A 16,067-nucleotide genomic window follows, 5' to 3' on the forward strand; every position below is an offset into this window, starting at 1 on the left:
CGCCCTGGCGTTTCCACCGCGATGAATCAACCCGTTTTTATGGCAACGGATCGGACTGCTCCTGCACCGTGGCGGGCACGGCGCGGCGCTCAATGATCATGGTCTGCGGCGTAGAGAGCAGAATGCCCTCTTTGCGCAGGCGCGTCAGAATATCGAACAGCAGATCGCTCTTGGCACCGGAGGTCTGGCGCTGACTGGCCACGTTGCCGGTAACGCTCAGCACGATGCCGTTGGGCGTCAGATCCTTAAAGGATACCGAGGGCTCTGGCGTCTCCAGGATGCGCTCGTTCTCACGGTAAACATCCAGCAGAATCTCCCGCACCTGCACCGGATCGATATCCAGCGGGAAGGTCAGTAAGATGGTCACCACGCCCTGCGCATTGCCCATGGTCGCGTTACGTACGTTTTGTGAAATCAGCTGTGAGTTCGGCACAATGACCGTTGATTTATCACCCAGCTGAATCTCGGTGGCGCGCACGTTAATGCGGCGAATATCCCCTTCAATGCCGCTGATGCTCACCAGATCGCCCACCTTTACCGGACGCTCCGTCAACAGGATCAGGCCGGAGATAAAGTTCTTCACAATCTCCTGTAAACCGAAACCGATACCGACCGACAAGGCGCTGACGATCCACGCCAGTTTGTTCCACTGCAGGCCCATAATCGACAGCGTCAGCAGAATAATCAGCACGTAACCGATGTTACTGAACAGCGTCACCAGCGACACGCGCATGCCGATATCCATGGTGGTTTTCGGCAGAAAATCCTTATCCAGCCAGCGCCGTACCGCGCGCAGCACATAGATCCCCACCACCAGACAGAGAATAGCATTGACCATGTGCGCCGGAACGATGTTCAGCGACTCCAGCCCCTTACCGCCCCAGAACTCAATCACCTTCTGGATCAACTCAATCGGTGTTGAAGAGGCGAAGGTACCGTTCAGCAGCGCCAGCGCCACAAAGGCGATCAGCAGGGTTTTACCTATCGCACTCAGCAGCGTTGCGGCTTGCTGGAGATAGCGCTCATCAATATTCAGCGAGGTTTGCAGGCGTTTACCGGTGACATTACTGGTTGAGAACAAACTTTCACAGCCGTCGTTGATCAAATGGCTAAGGAAGTAGAAGGAGCCAAAAAGAATGCCGCACCAGATCACCTCATAACTGAGGAAGCGCGCCAGCGTGACATAGCCCACGCACAGCGCAATCAAAATCGCCACCGCCGTGACCGTCAGCGCCAGCTGCACCAGCCCGACCACGGTCGGACGTGCTTCCGGCGGATTCCCCGCCTGCGCCATGCGACGACGCACGCGGTTGGTGCGCATACTGATGGCCAGCCCGGTACTGCCGATCAGCAGCGCCGTCAGGCCGTTAAACAGAATGGTGGTGTTCAGGCTGGTGCCGACCGTGTAGTTAAACGACTCGGCGGTCTGGAAGATAAACACCAGCGCCGCCGTAATCGGCGGGAACGGTTTTAGCGCCTGCGCCACCTCGTTTGAGATGGCCGGTAAGCGCCAGCTGGGGCGGCGCGTGGAGAGAAACGCACGGCCGAGACCGGCGATCAATCCGCAATAGACGCTCAGCTGGACCAGCCGATCAACAAAATCCTGCACATCGCTGGAGACCTCATCGCGGCGGGTAAACGCCAGCGAGATAAAGTTAAAGGTGAGCACCACAGCCGCCAGCGTAGTCAGCGCAATCGCCGCGGCGAGGAAGCTGCGGCGCAGACGCCCTTCCGGCAGTTTATGGATACTGACCCAGGCGAGAAACTCTTCGCCGTAGCGCCGGCCCAGCGTCATCACCAGCATCGCAGCCAGCAGCCAGCCGACCGTACCCACGCGCCAGCCGGACTCCCATGACAGCGCAGCAGTGGCCTGCAGCTCATCGCCAAAATCACTGATCTTCTCGCCGTCCAGATCCTGCTGGCTAAACAGCGGTGCCCAGAAGCGCGGGCCGAAGATACTGCCGGAATTAAGCGCCAGCTGGTTTTTCAGCTGGTCGCGACGCAGGTTGACGATTTGCGAGGAGAGCACCAGCGCCCCGTTTTTAATGCCGTCCGCCTGTTTGATCTGGTCGTCCAGCTTGCTCTTCTGATTCTCCAGCGCGGCGCGTTTGCGCGTCACTTCCGGCGTCTCTTTCACGCCGCTGTCGGCTTTGGGCGCCGGGCCGAGTACCGCCAGCTGGGCATCCAGCTGCTGACGCTGTGGAATCAGCGCCTGACCCAGCGTTTCAGCATTGCCTGACAGCTCAAGCGCCATCTCATTGAGCTGATTAAGCTGGCTTTCATTGGTATCGCCCGATACCTGACCTTTGATTTTGTCGAGGATCTTCTGCATTTTCGGCAGCTCGACCGTAGCGTTAACCCTGGGGGCCGCCTCCTCTTCCTGCTGAGAAGATGTGGCATTGTCATCCGCCTGGCTGAGCGCAGGCGTCAGCAGTACCAGCAACAGCAGGAGTGGCGTAAACAGAGAGCGAAACGTAAACATATGAGTGAGATTCCAGCGTCATTGCCAGTTAAACGTGAATGGCCGCCAGTGTAGGCCGTTGCCGCTACGTAAACTATAGGAATGGTGGTTAAAACGTTGGTGCTAACGATTAGTGAATTTGCTTATGGTGCGCGTGCCACCGCGCGGATTGGGCACCGCGCGGACGGCGATAGCGGCGCGTGTCATCGCGTCGCTACGGCAGGTCCCTGAACGCAACCGCTATTCAAGTGCAGCGGTTTGCGCCGCTTTCTGCTTTTTATACGCCAGCGCCGCCGCCGGAACCGGCGCTGCTTTGCCGGTTTCCAGCCAGTCGCGCAGGCGGTTGGCATCGGCAAAGTGGGTGTATTTGCCAAAAGCATCCAGCACCACCAGCGCCACCGGGCGGTTATTGATCACCGTACGCATCACCAGGCAGTGCCCGGCTTCGTCGGTGTAACCGGTTTTGGTGAGCTGGATACGCCAGTCATCCTTGTACACCAGATGGTTAGTGTTACGGAACGGCAGCGCGTAGGCAGGATGCTTAAATACGGCGGTATCCTCTTTGGTGGTGCTCAGCTGACCAATCAGCGGGTACTGACGGCTGGCTTTAAGCAGTTTCACCAAATCTTCAGCGCTGGAGACGTTCTGAATCGATAAGCCCGTTGGCTCAACGTAGTGAGTGTGCGTCATGCCCAGGGCACGCGCTTTGGCGTTCATGGCGCGAATAAATGCGTCATAACCACCCGGATAGTGGTGCGCCAGGCTGGCGGCGGCGCGGTTTTCTGATGACATCAGCGCCAGCAGCAGCATGTTGCGGCGGCTGATTTCACTGTTCAGCTTGACGCGCGAAAACACGCCGCGCATCTCGGGCGTGTGGCTGACATCAACCGACAGCATCTCGTCGAGCGGCAGCTTTGCGTCCAGCACCACCATTGCAGTCATCACCTTGGTGATCGACGCGATAGGACGGACGCGATCGGGATGGCTGGAGAACAGCACTTTATTGCTATCCAGATCGACAATCATCGCGCTGCCGGAGGCAATCTGCGGTTGCGCAATCGGCGCCAGATCGGAGAGTTTCGCCGGTGCGGCCAGAGCCGGAGTCACAGCGGCGGGCGCGGCGATAAACAGCGCCAGCGACAACAAAGAAATACGCATTTTTACAGACATCGTGTCAAAAAAATCCGGTGAAGAGTTTTGCGCTGTGTATAAGACACAGGCCGCACGCATCGGGCCTGACGGGACGCGGGCTGGCAGCAGCATCATACGCTGATGAATGAGAAATTTCTTAAGTAGATTGTTTCCGGGCATTAAAAAGGCGGGTAAAAATGACAGGGAGAAGCGGTGACGAGAGGCGCCTGATCTTTAGCGGCGCGATTTATCGCGCCGCTACCGTCGTGAATCGCTATTTACTTCAGAACAATCGCGGACCGTATCCCCACAGCACCACGGTCAGCGCCAGCAACACTTCAAACACCAGCACGCCAATCGCCAGGGTTGAGCCAGAAAAACGCATGCTCTCTTCGCGATCGATACTCAAAAATACCGGGATACCGACATAGAGCAGATAGCCGGTATAAACCAGCGCCGCCGCGCCCACCAGCACGCACAGCCAGACCAGTGGATAGAGCGCCACAAGTCCGCTGATAAACAGCGGTGTGGCAACATAGCCGGCAAACACGGTACAGCGCTGCACGCCGGGACGCTGTGGATAGTCACGCGCCATCCAGTGGATCACGCGGCCCATCACGGCGACGCCACCTAAAATGATCAGATAAAACAGAATACCCAGACCGATGCCGGTCAGCGTGTTGAGTTGAATATACTGCCCTTCACCCAGATTCCACCCGAGCTGTGTCGTACCAATGAACGCGCAGATCACCGGTATTGCCGCCATCAGCAGTACATGGTGCGTGTAGTGGTGTGAAACGCTCTCGTTTTCCTGCTTGATATCGCGCATCTCCTGATTGGGATGCGCCAAAAGACCCCAGACATGATTCATACAATCACTCCTCTGATGCGACGGGCTGCCCGTTCTGCGATCAGCCGGACTGCGGCAGGCAGCTACTTCTCAAGTATAATCGGCGCGCCTGTTTTTGCGGCCGGCGGTACAAAAAAAGCCGCTGGCGTCTAGACTGTTACCAGGCCTGAACACTGCAGGGAGGATAAATTGCATTTCGATATCAATGGATTAATTACTCAGTATGGCTATCTGGCCCTGCTGATTGGCTGTATTGCGGAGGGTGAAACTTTTACCCTGCTGGGTGGGGTTGCCGCCCATGAAGGCCTGTTGCACTTTAGTGGCGTGGTACTGGCGGCAATGGCCGGCGGGATTATTGGCGATCAGCTGCTGTTCTGGCTGGGCCGCCGCTATGGCGCCCGCATTTTGCGCCGCTTTAAAAAACATCAGGACACGATCAAAAAAGCCAACCGTTTGATTCAGAAGCATCCCAGTCTGTTCGTGATTGGCGTGCGCTTTATGTATGGCTTTCGCCTTATCGGGCCCATCATTATTGGCACCAGCCGGCTCAAGCCGCTGCGCTTCTTTGTACTGAACGTGATTGGCGCAGCGCTCTGGTCGCTGATTTTTGTCACGCTCGGCTATTTTGCCGGCGAAGTGATTACGCCATGGCTGCACAAGCTGGACCAGCACCTGAAGCACGTTGTCTGGCTGGCGGCGGCAATTGTCTTTGGCATCCTGCTGCGTTACGTCATTCGCCGCTGGCATCACCGCCGCGCCGGTTAGTGGTGGTAACCCTTGAATTGCGGGTTCGCCAGCATAAAGCCGCCGTCCACCACAAAGGATTGCCCGGTGGTGTAGGTGGCCCATTCCGAACACAACCACGCCACTAAGCTGGCAATTTCGCGCGTATCGCCGGGGCGTCCAATCGGAATCTCCGGCATGCGCCGACTGTGCGCTTCGCTGTTGCTCATATCATTCATCGGCGTGGCAATGGCCCCTGGCGCCACCGCATTGACCAGGATGTGATGCGGCAGCAGGCTAAGCGCCATCGATTTGGTCAATCCGCCCAGGGCGTGTTTCGCCGCCGTATACGCGGCAGCGTCCGGCAGCGGCGTGTGCTCATGGACAGAGGTGATATTGATGATGCGTCCGCCATCACCCTGATCGACCATGTGGCGCGCCGCAATCTGCCCGCAGACAAACGCTCCGTCGACATCAACGGTAAACACCTTGCGCCACTCTTCAAAGCTCATATCAAGAAAATCGGCTTTGGTCATCACGCCGGCGTTGTTCACCAGCACATCGATACGTCCCAGCGAATTGATCAGCTGTGCCAGCTGCTGACCGCCCGCCTGGGGATCGGCAAGATCGAGCTGGCGCACCTGGGCCTGCTGGCCTTTGCTCTCCACCATCCGCGCGGTCTCCTGTGCGCCCTCCTCATCCGAGCGCCAGGTAATGCCCACGGTGTAGCCGGCTTCCGCCAGCATAACCGCGCAGCTGCGGCCAATGCCTGAATCCGATGCGGTGACGACGGCGACTTTCTGTTTGCCCAGGGTCATGACGTTCTCCTGCGTAGTGAGTGTTCTGACAGTATAGAAGTTATCCATCTGTGCCTCGCCGCCGCTGAATCAGCCGTTGCGTCTATAGTTAACAATCAGATACGTTTCAGGAGGCAGGATGAGCACAATTAAACGCAGAATAGACGACCATGGTGTTATTGGCGACTTACGCACCTGCGCGCTGATTGCTAACGATGGCACCATCGATTATCTGTGCTGGCCGGAACTTGATAGCCCCTCGATCTTCGCCGCCCTGCTCGACAGCGATGACGCCGGTCACTTCTCCCTGATGCCGGAGTGGCAGCACGCGCGTCAGCAGCAGCTCTACCTGCCTGATACCAATATTCTGCAGACCCGCTGGCTGGACGATGCGGGCGTGGCGGAGATCACCGATTACATGCCGATTTGCGACGAATACAGCAAAGTGCCGCGGCTGGTGCGGCGGGTAAAGATGGTGCGCGGCACCGCGCGCTTTCATCTGCGCTGTGCGCCGCGCCACGACTATGCCCGTGCTGAAACCCGCACCGAGGCACGGCCCGGCGGCATCGCCTTTCTCGCGGAAGGGCAACCGACGCTGCGCCTGAGTGGCAGCGTGGTGATGACGCGCGAAAACGACAGCGCGGTGGCCACCTTTACCCTGCAGGCCGGTGAACACGCTGAGTTCGTGTTTGGTAACGATGACGATCCCCATGTGGCAGATATCGCCACCGAACGCTGTTTTCACGATACCCTGAATTACTGGCGGCGCTGGAGCAGCCACAGCTCCTACCGCGGCCGCTGGCAGGAGATGGTGACGCGCTCTGCGCTGGCGCTCAAGTTGCTGACATCGCATCAGCACGGATCGATCGCCGCAGCCGCCACCTTTGGCCTGCCGGAAGAGCTGGGGGGCGAACGCAACTGGGACTATCGCGCCTCGTGGATTCGCGACGCCTCGTTCAGTATGTATGCGCTGATGCGTCTCGGCTATGTCGAAGAGGCGCGTGATTTTACCCACTGGGTGGCCCGTTGCGTCGAGCACAGCCACGACGATACACCGCATCTGCAGGTGATGTACCGCCTTGACAGCGGCACGGAGCTGCACGAAACCGAGCTGCTTAACCTCTCCGGCTACGCCAATTCGCGCCCGGTACGCATCGGTAATGACGCCTGGCGGCAGACGCAGCTGGATATTTATGGCGAGCTGATGGATGCCATCTACCTGGCCAATAAGTATGGCGAGGCGATTTCACAGCGCGGCTGGCACAATGTCTCCCGCATGATCGACTACGTCTGCGCCAACTGGAACCAGCCGGATGCCGGTATCTGGGAGATGCGCGGTGAGCCGGAGCACTTTCTGCATTCGCGCCTGATGTGCTGGGTGGCGCTGGATCGCGCGCTGCGCCTCGGCATGAAGCGTTCACTGCCGATGCCCTATGCGCGCTGGGATCAGGTGCGCAGCGAGATCCGTGATGATATCTGGCAAAACTTCTGGAACGCTGAGCTGGGCCACTTCACCGCCACGCGCGGCGGCAAACACCTGGATGCCTCCATGCTGCTGATGCCGCTGGTGCGCTTTGTCAGCTCAACCGATCCGGAGTGGCTTGCCACCCTTGATGCGATTAAAGAGAACCTGGTGAGCGACGGTTTAGTGCGGCGCTATAACATCAGTGAAACCCCGGCCGATGCGCTGGCCGGCGGTGAAGGCGCCTTTGCCGCCTGCTCGTTCTGGTACGTGGAGTGCCTGGCACGCGCCGGCCGGGTGCATGAAGCGCACTTTGAGTTTGAGAAGCTGCTGAGCTATGCCAATCCGCTCGGGCTGTATGCCGAGGAGTTTACCAGCCACGGCAATGCGCTGGGCAATATGCCGCAGGCCCTGACGCATCTGGCGTTAATCAGTGCCGCTTTTTTCCTCAACCGTAAACTGAGCGGAGAGGTGACGCTGTGGCAGCCTTAGGAAAATTCACAATTTGGGCTGGCTCGCAAAGAGAATGGTCTGTTTATCCGTTTTTTTGCGTAAAGTATCTTCAGCCAACGCAATTCCTGATTTCCATCATTGCGTTTATGCACATATAATGCGCAGCGGGTCATTCCGACCACGATGGGTTCGACACACTGACAAGCCTGAAATATGGCCATAACGACTTGTAAAAACATGAAAAAAAGCATTCGCGCGTTCGCTTCACTCGCCCTCGCACTGGCGGCGTTCAGCCAGTCGGCCTTTGCAGTCGTCTATCCGCTGCCACCAGCAAATAGCCGTCTGATTGGCGAAAACATTGAAATTACCGTTCCTGACGACAGTAAACTGCCGCTGGAAGCTTTTGCTGCGCAGTATCAGATGGGCCTCAGCAACATGCTGGAAGCCAACCCGGGCGTTGACGTCTATCTGCCAAAAGCGGGCAGCAAAATGGTGATCCCTCAGCAGCTGATTTTGCCGGACGCGCCGCGTGAAGGCATCATCATCAACAGCGCTGAGATGCGCCTCTACTACTATCCGAAAGGCACTAAAACGGTTGTCGTGCTGCCGATTGGTGTCGGTGAGCTGGGTAAAGATACCCCAATCAACTGGACCACAGCCGTTGAGCGTAAGAAAGCCGGTCCAACCTGGACGCCAACCAAAGCGATGCATGCGGAGTATGCGGCACGTGGCGAGAGCATCCCGGCGGTGTTCCCGGCGGGCCCGGATAACCCGATGGGCCTGCATGCGCTCTATATTGGTCGCCTGTATGCGATTCACGGCACCAACGCCAACTTCGGTATCGGCCTGCGCGTGAGCCACGGCTGCGTGCGTCTGCGTGCTGACGACATCAAATGGCTGTTCGACAATGTGCCGGTCGGTACGCGCGTACAGTTCATCGATCAGCCGGTGAAAGCCACTGTAGAGCCGGACGGCTCGCGTTACGTTGAGGTGCATAACCCACTCTCAACTACCGAAGAGCAGTTCAACTCCCGCGAGCTGGTGCCCATCAGCCTGACCTCTGCGGTGACCAAAGTGATCGCCGATGCCAGCACCAATCAGGATGCGGTGAACAATGCGATTCAGGCGCGTACCGGTATGCCGACCAAAATCAACGGTCAGCCGGGCGAAGCACAGCCTGCGCCGGTATTGGTGCAGGAGTCAGCGGACGCCCTGCCGAAAGAGGAGCCGATGACGCCGCAGGGCGCCACGGCCGTCGCACCACAGGCCGAGGCGCAGCAGCCTGCTGAAACGCAGCAGCCTGCTGATGCGGCACCTGTTGAGCAGGCTGTCCCTGCTCAGCCGGCGACCGGCAACAGCCTGTAAGGTTGTCGCACACAGAAAAATGCCAGCCTGCGGGCTGGCATTTTTTTTGCGGCTCGCCTTTTAATCCCGCGGTCGCCGTAGTGCCAGCCACCCTGCCACCAGCGTAAACACCAGTACCACCAGCACTAACAGCAGGAAACCGTGCGGATTCCCGGCCAGCGGAATACCGCCAACGTTCATCCCAAAAAAGCCGGCTACGATATTGATCGGCAGCGCCAGTACGGTGATGACGGTCAGCAAAAACAGCGTACGGTTGCTCTGCTCCATCAGGCGGGCAGCAATCTCCTCCTGCAGCAGTCGAATGCGCTCCATCAAACCCGCCAGATCGTTAAGCGCCACGCTAAACTCCTCCGTAAAAATGCGCAGCTCGCTAAGCGGTTCGCGCCTTAGCCACTGCGGCGGGCGGTTCAGCAAACGAAATAGCGCTGCCGGCTCTGGTGCCAGTAGCCGCTGTACGCGCAGCAGCATGCGACGCAGACGGCCCAGCTCGCTGCGGTTGGCTTTAATGGCCGCACTTAACAAGCGCTCCTCAATCGCATCCACCGCCTGGCTGGAGCGCCGCACAATCTGCTCCAGCTGCGCCTCCTGTTCACCCAGTAGCCAGAGCAGGAGCGCATCCGGCGCGTGAAGCGACAGCTGATTGATGCGCTGATGCATGCGCTCAATCATGCCCACCGGCCGGTAGCGTGCAGTAACGATCACCCGTGGACAGCACCAGATCCAGAGAGTGGCATTTTGCGTACTGCGCTCCTCCTCGCTGAATGTTACGTCATTCAGTACCGCGAGCAGCGCATCGTTTTGCTGCGCAAGCCGCGTGCGCGGGGAAGCCGAATGGATCTCATCGAAAAAGTCGTCATCTACATTGAAGTGGCCCTGAACCCAGCGCTCGGCACGGGCGTGATTCAGGTTAATGTGCAGCCACAGAAACCCGGCATCAGCCAGAGGCTGCTGAGCCAGCTGCGACGCTTCACGGGCATTGAGCCGCTGTGGCGGTGCATCAGGCGTAAACAGATAACCATGAATCAGACCGGCGACCTCATTATTGAAATCCGGTAACGCGGCGAGTGGCAAAACAGGCTGGGGCATAGCTGCATGAGGGTCCTGAAGCGGTCAGATCCACAGCCTGCAACAGTGAGATGACAGCAGGATGACAGCGCAGGCGCACCATCATCATTCTGTCATACAAACCACGTATCACACTGCGAGTAACGGATGCCGTTTGAGCATCGTGACTTCACACCGGGGTGTGTTATGGCTGAAAACAGTATTCCTGCATCATCCGCTTCCGCCGCCAGCGGCGGGCCGGATCTGAATAAGGGCAGCGGACGCCTGGCACGCGTGATCTTCCTGGTGCTGCTGGTCGCCGGACTGGCGTTTACCGGCATCAACCTGTTCAACGATGTCGAAGAGACCGGCGCGGTCGTCACCAGCTATACGCCCTTCCTGCTGCTGGGCATTGCACTGCTGATTGCGCTGGGCTTTGAGTTCGTTAATGGCTTTCACGACACCGCCAACGCCGTAGCTACGGTTATTTATACCCACTCGCTGTCGCCGGGCGTGGCAGTAGTGTGGTCCGGCTGCTGTAACTTTCTTGGCGTACTGCTCTCCAGCGGCGTGGTAGCGTTTGGTATCATCTCGCTGCTGCCGGTGGAGCTGATTCTGCAGGCGGGCAGCGGCCATGGCTTTGCTATGGTGTACGCGCTGCTGGTCTCAGCCATTATCTGGAACCTCGGCACCTGGTATTTCGGCCTGCCCTCCTCTTCATCCCACACGCTGATTGGATCGATTATCGGTGTTGGCATCGCCAATGCGCTGCTGCATGGCCGCAGCGGCACCAGCGGCGTGGACTGGGATCAGGCGCTCAAGGTGGGTTATGCGCTGCTGCTGTCACCAGTGATTGGCTTTGTTTGCGCCGCGCTGCTGCTGCTGGCGATGAAAGCGTTTGTGCGTAACCGCCGGCTGTATGAAGCGCCGAAAGGCAACCGGCCGCCGCCAGCCTGGATTCGCGGACTGCTGATCCTCACCTGCACCGGCGTATCATTTGCGCACGGTTCTAATGACGGCCAGAAAGGTATGGGGCTGATTATGCTGATTCTGGTGGGCACCATGCCTATCGCCTATGCGCTGAACCGCTCGCTGCCGCCGGAGCAGATTCCGCGCGTTGCCGCGCTGACGCAGGTAACGGAACAGCAGCTTCTGTCGCTGCAGCCGCCGCCAGCCGCCATGCCGGCACCGCGCGACGTGTTAAAGGAGTTCGTCCGTACCGGGCAGAATCGGCCGCAGGTGCTGCCGGCGCTGGGCATTACCCTTGGCGATATTGGTGAGCAGATTCGCCACTACGGCTCGGTTGAGAATATCCCCGCTCAGGCGGTCACCAATACGCGCAACGATATGTATCTTGCCTCTGAGACCATCAAGCACCTGCACAGCGCCAGCGTGACGCTGCCGGAAGAGACCGCACGCAACCTGACGGCGGTAAAAAACGAGCTGGATGCCGCGACGCGCTTTATTCCTATGTGGGTCAAAGTGGTGGTGGCGCTCGCACTGGGACTGGGCACGATGGTCGGCTGGCGGCGGATTGTGATCACGGTGGGCGAGCGCATCGGCAAGACGCACCTTACCTACGCGCAGGGGGCCAGCGCCGAGCTGGTGGCGATGGCGACCATCGGCGCAGCGGATGCGTTTGGCCTCCCCGTCTCAACGACTCACGTGCTCTCTTCCGGCGTCGCCGGTACCATGGCGGCTAACCGTTCGGGCCTGCAACTTGCCACGCTGCGTAATCTGGCGATGGCGTGGGTGTTGACGCTACCGGTGTCGGTTCTCCTTTCCGGGCTGCTGTACGCGCTGTTCGTGCAGCTGTAGCGGGACTAGCCGCTTACCCGTTGCACGGCTGCCTGGCGGCCGTGCTGCTGATGCAAACGCAGCGTAATCAGAAACGCACCCAGCACCATCAGCGCCGCTGCCAGATAGACCGACTGCATCCCCCAGTGGCCGATCAGCAAGCCTGCGACCGGGCCGGTCAAGCCTAACCCTAAATCCAGAAAGGCAGAGTAAGTGCCCAGCGCGGAGCCCTGATCCTGCTGCTGCACGCGTTTCACCGCCTCCACGCCCAGCGCCGGGAACACCAGTGAGAAGCCGCCGCCCGTCAGGAATGCGCCCACATCCACCAGCCAGCTGCTCTCCGCCTGCCAGATCAGCAGTAGCCCGGCGCACTCCAGCACAAAGGAGATCAGCGAGACTTTCAGCCCGCCAAAACGGGTGATGTAGCGCCCGCACAGCAGACGCACCAGCACGAAGCCCAGGCTAAACAGCGTCAGCGCGAACGCCGCCCCGTTCCAGTCGCGGCTGGCAAAATAGAGCGTAATAAAGGTAGAGATGACGCCAAAGCCGATGGTGCCAAAGCCCAGCGCAAGGCCAAACAGCCAGACGCGGCTGACCACGCGGTGAAAGGGAATGCGCACACCTGCCGTCACGCTGACCGCCGGTTTGCCGCTCGCCATCCAGAAACCGAGCGCCCCCATGATCGCCACTAAGCCGGCAAAACCGCTCAGGCCAAACCATTGATTAAGCAGTACGCCAAGCGGTGCGCCAATCGCCATGGCGAAATAGGTGGCAACGCCGTTCCAGGAGATCACCCGGGCGGTCTGTAGCGGCCCGACGATATTCATGCCCCACAGCGTTGAGCCGGTGCTGCTGAAACTCTCGCCCACGCCGAGAAACAGACGGCCCAGCGCCAGCAGCGCCAGGCTGAGCAGCGGTACTGCGCTGCACAGCGCCGCGATGATCGAGAGCACCCCGCTCAGGCCGCAGCACACCAGCCCCATCATCACTACACGTTTAGGCCCATAGCGATCCGCCAGCCGCCCCGAGTGCGGACGGCTGAGCAGCGTAGCAAAGTACTGCAGGCTGATGATCAGCCCGGCGATAAACGAGCTGAAGCCCAGCTGGTTATGCACAAAACCGGGCAGCACCGCCAGCGGCAAACCCACCGAGAGGTAGCAAAAAAAGGTGAAGATAATGACGGAGAGAATACGTTTATTTAACTGAGCGTTACTCAGTACAGCGGCGTCAGACATGGGAAATTGGCGTCAGGAGCGTGGATGAGAGCGAATCTCCACTATACCGATTAGCACGCTAAGGATCGCGAATTTTTTATTTTCAAAGCGTTGCCGGAGAGGGAGCGGCGCAACGCATTGCGCCGTTTTGTAAAACCTGCGTGATAAAGCGCGCCGCGACGCAACGTACGCGAGTCAGAGACTATGGCAGGAGAGAGTGCTTATCCGCGATGCATGCCGCTCAATGGCGCTGGCGATCTCGCCGGAGACGCGCAGCGTGCGGATCTCGCTGAACAGGCCATCCGCCTCATCGTAGGCTTTGCGCAGATAGCCCAGCCACTGCTTAATGCGCGCCACGTGGTAGTTGCCGGTATCGCCCTGCTTCTCCAGCTGGGTGTACTTCAGCAGCAGTTCCACGACATCTGACCACGGCATCGGCGCCTCATTGTACTTCACTACGCGGCCCAGATTCGGCACGTTGAGCGCACCGCGTCCCAGCATTACTGCATCGCAACCGGTAATGCGCAGACAATCCTGCGCATCCTGCCAGCTCCAGATCTCGCCATTGGCGATAACCGGAATCGACAAGCGCTGGCGGATCTCGCCAATCGCCTGCCAGTTGATGCTCTCTGCGCGGTAGCCATCCTCTTTGGTGCGGCCATGAACCACCAGCTCACTGGCACCGGCCTGCTGCACCGCATCGGCAATCTCAAAGCGACGTTCGCCGGAGTCCCAGCCAAGACGCACTTTAACTGTGACCGGCAGGTGATCCGGCACCGCTTCACGCATCGCTTTCGCGCCGCGATAGATCAGTTCCGGATCCTTGAGCAGGGTGGCCCCGCCGCCGCTGCCGTTGACCAGCTTCGACGGGCAGCCGCAGTTCAGATCGACGCCCCAGGAGCCCAGCTCCACGGCGCGCGCGGCGTTCTCCGCCAGCCACTCGGGATATTGCCCGAGCAGCTGCATACGCACACGCGTACCGGATGGCGTGCGGCTGCTGTTGTGCAGCTCCGGGCATAAGCGGTAGAAGGATTTTACTGGCAGCAGCTGATCGACCACGCGCAAAAACTCGGTGACGCACAAATCGTAATCGTTCACGCCGGAGAGCAACTCGCGCACCAGCGAATCCAGTACGCCCTCCATCGGCGCCAGTAAAACCCGCATCGCGTTAGACGTTCCCGCTCTTCTTCACTGCCGGACGACGACGACCGCTGTTTGCTGCGGGTGCAGCCTGGCCGTTGCCGCCCTGACGGCGGGCCTCGCCCTGCGGACGCGCACCGCTACCGCCCTGTGGACGCTGACCGCTGCCACCCTGTGGACGCGCGCCGCTGCCGCTCTGTCCGCGACCCTGACCACGACCCTGCCCCTGGCCGCGCGACTGCTGCTGACGGCCATTCTGAATCGGTTCCGCTTTAATGCTCGGATCCGGCTCAAAACCTTCCAGCGCGATGCGTGGAATTTCACGCTTCAGTAAACGCTCAATGTCACGCAGCAGTTTGTGCTCATCGACACAGACCAGCGAAAGCGCCGCGCCGGTCGCTGCGGCACGACCGGTACGCCCGATACGGTGCACATAGTCTTCGGCCACGTTGGGCAGCTCGTAGTTCACTACGTGCGGCAGCTCTTCAATATCCAGACCGCGCGCGGCGATGTCGGTCGCCACCAGAACGCGAATGCTGCCGGATTTGAAGTCAGCCAGCGCACGGGTACGCGCACCCTGGCTCTTGTTGCCGTGAATCGCGGCGGCAGTGATGCCGTCTTTGTTCAGCTGCTCGGCCAGGTGGTTGGCGCCATGTTTGGTGCGGGTGAAGACCAGCACCTGTTGCCAGTTATCACGACCAATCATCAGCGACAGCAGTTCCCGCTTGCGCTTCTTATCAACAAAGTGCACCTGCTGCGAAACCTGTTCTGACGCGGTATTGCGGCGCGCTACTTCAACCTGCTCCGGATTGGTGAGCAGTTTTTCCGCCAGCGTTTTGATCTCATCGGAGAACGTGGCAGAGAACAGCAGGTTCTGACGTTTAGCCGGCAGTTTAGCCAGGACGCGACGGATATCGTGGATGAAGCCCATATCGAGCATGCGATCGGCTTCGTCCAGTACCAGGATCTCAACCTGCGACAGATCGACCGCGTTCTGGTGCGCCAGATCGAGCAGACGGCCAGGTGTAGCCACCAGCACATCCACGCCGCCGCGCAGTTTCATCATTTGCGGGTTGATGCTGACGCCGCCAAATACCACCAGCGAACGCATGTTGAGGTACTGGCTGTATTCACGCACGTTTTCGCCGACCTGCGCCGCGAGTTCGCGGGTTGGGGTCAGGATCAGGGCGCGCACCGGGCGACGGCCACGCGCCGCCGGTTTTTCTGAGAGGCGCTGCAGCAAAGGCAGCGTAAAGCCGGCGGTTTTACCCGTACCGGTCTGGGCGCTCGCCAGCAGGTCACGACCGGCCAGCACCACGGGAATTGCCTGACGCTGGATTGGCGTCGGCTCACGATAGCCCTGTTCTGCTACCGCACGCAAAATATCGGCATTTAAGCCGAGAGAGTCAAAAGACATGCAGGTGTATTACTCCGAACCGCCCTGATCGCGCTGCGCGATGTAGTTTTCAGGGGGGATATGACGCAGCCATGCGGCCTGCGTGTGAAAAGGGCACAAACTACCATGCGTAAGAGCGCGAGTGTAGCAGGTTTCCGAAAGGACCGCGACCAGCAAAGCAGTCAGAGTGAAAGACGGGGCGCCATAAATTCGAACGCTGCCGATACTGCACCT

General features: G+C 59.4%; 13 protein-coding genes. 4 read left to right on the forward strand and 9 right to left on the reverse strand.

Annotation, left to right across the window (positions count from 1 at the left end; translation table 11 throughout):
* Positions 1–37: 37 nt before the first annotated feature.
* From HA48_RS11650 to HA48_RS11660, 3 genes are all read right to left on the reverse strand, one after another.
* Complete coding sequence (locus HA48_RS11650; protein WP_128601458.1) at positions 38–2,482, reverse strand: DUF3772 domain-containing protein; 2,445 nt, start codon at positions 2,480–2,482, stop codon at positions 38–40.
* A gap of 219 nt (positions 2,483–2,701) precedes the next feature.
* Positions 2,702–3,631 carry a D-alanyl-D-alanine endopeptidase gene (gene pbpG / locus HA48_RS11655; protein WP_128601459.1) on the reverse strand — a complete coding sequence of 310 codons (930 nt, stop codon included), beginning with the start codon at positions 3,629–3,631 and terminating at the stop codon, positions 2,702–2,704.
* 244 nt (positions 3,632–3,875) lie between these two features.
* Positions 3,876–4,463, reverse strand: coding sequence for a Yip1 family protein (locus HA48_RS11660; protein WP_128601460.1), 588 nt, complete (start codon positions 4,461–4,463; stop codon positions 3,876–3,878).
* A gap of 168 nt (positions 4,464–4,631) precedes the next feature.
* On the opposite strand from HA48_RS11660, the gene HA48_RS11665 reads away from it, so the two are divergent.
* Entirely contained in the window at positions 4,632–5,207 is a 576-nt protein-coding gene (locus HA48_RS11665; RefSeq protein ID WP_128601461.1) for a DedA family protein, read from the forward strand.
* Here the strand turns inward: HA48_RS11665 and HA48_RS11670 are convergent.
* Positions 5,204–5,983, reverse strand: a complete 780-nt coding sequence (locus HA48_RS11670; protein ID WP_128601462.1) for an SDR family oxidoreductase — start codon at positions 5,981–5,983, stop codon at positions 5,204–5,206. The two genes, HA48_RS11665 and HA48_RS11670, sit on opposite strands and share 4 nt — an antisense overlap.
* A 118-nt stretch (positions 5,984–6,101) precedes the next feature.
* Here HA48_RS11670 and HA48_RS11675 point away from each other — a divergent pair, with 118 nt between their 5' ends.
* Complete coding sequence (locus HA48_RS11675; RefSeq protein ID WP_128601463.1) at positions 6,102–7,916, forward strand: glycoside hydrolase family 15 protein; 1,815 nt, start codon at positions 6,102–6,104, stop codon at positions 7,914–7,916.
* A 198-nt stretch (positions 7,917–8,114) separates the two neighbouring features.
* Positions 8,115–9,242 (forward strand): L,D-transpeptidase family protein, encoded by a 1,128-nt coding sequence (locus HA48_RS11680; RefSeq protein ID WP_128601464.1) that lies wholly within the window; start codon positions 8,115–8,117, stop codon positions 9,240–9,242.
* Positions 9,243–9,302: 60 nt separating this feature from the next.
* On the opposite strand, the gene HA48_RS11685 is transcribed toward HA48_RS11680, so the two are convergent.
* Positions 9,303–10,328: a CorA family divalent cation transporter gene (locus HA48_RS11685; protein WP_128601465.1), complete on the reverse strand. Its 1,026-nt coding sequence runs from the start codon at positions 10,326–10,328 to the stop codon at positions 9,303–9,305.
* 165 nt (positions 10,329–10,493) lie between these two features.
* Between HA48_RS11685 and HA48_RS11690 the strand changes: the two genes are divergently transcribed.
* Positions 10,494–12,104: an inorganic phosphate transporter gene (locus HA48_RS11690; RefSeq protein ID WP_128601466.1), complete on the forward strand. Its 1,611-nt coding sequence runs from the start codon at positions 10,494–10,496 to the stop codon at positions 12,102–12,104.
* Positions 12,105–12,109: 5 nt separating this feature from the next.
* Here HA48_RS11690 and HA48_RS11695 read toward each other — a convergent pair whose 3' ends face one another.
* The 4 genes from HA48_RS11695 to HA48_RS22275 all read right to left on the reverse strand — a co-directional run.
* Entirely contained in the window at positions 12,110–13,318 is a 1,209-nt protein-coding gene (locus HA48_RS11695) for an MFS transporter (protein WP_128601467.1), read from the reverse strand.
* A 174-nt stretch (positions 13,319–13,492) separates the two neighbouring features.
* Entirely contained in the window at positions 13,493–14,461 is a 969-nt protein-coding gene (gene dusC, locus HA48_RS11700) for a tRNA dihydrouridine(16) synthase DusC (protein WP_128601468.1), read from the reverse strand.
* Positions 14,462–14,465: 4 nt separating this feature from the next.
* A complete protein-coding gene (gene rhlE, locus HA48_RS11705) occupies positions 14,466–15,854 on the reverse strand; it encodes an ATP-dependent RNA helicase RhlE (RefSeq protein ID WP_128601469.1) in 1,389 nt (462 codons plus the stop codon).
* Between the two features lie 9 nt (positions 15,855–15,863).
* On the reverse strand, positions 15,864–16,067 hold a 204-nt coding region (locus HA48_RS22275), incomplete at its 5' end, for a hypothetical protein (protein WP_208613130.1).

Source organism: Pantoea wallisii (assembly GCF_002095485.1).
Lineage (GTDB): Bacteria > Pseudomonadota > Gammaproteobacteria > Enterobacterales > Enterobacteriaceae > Pantoea > Pantoea wallisii.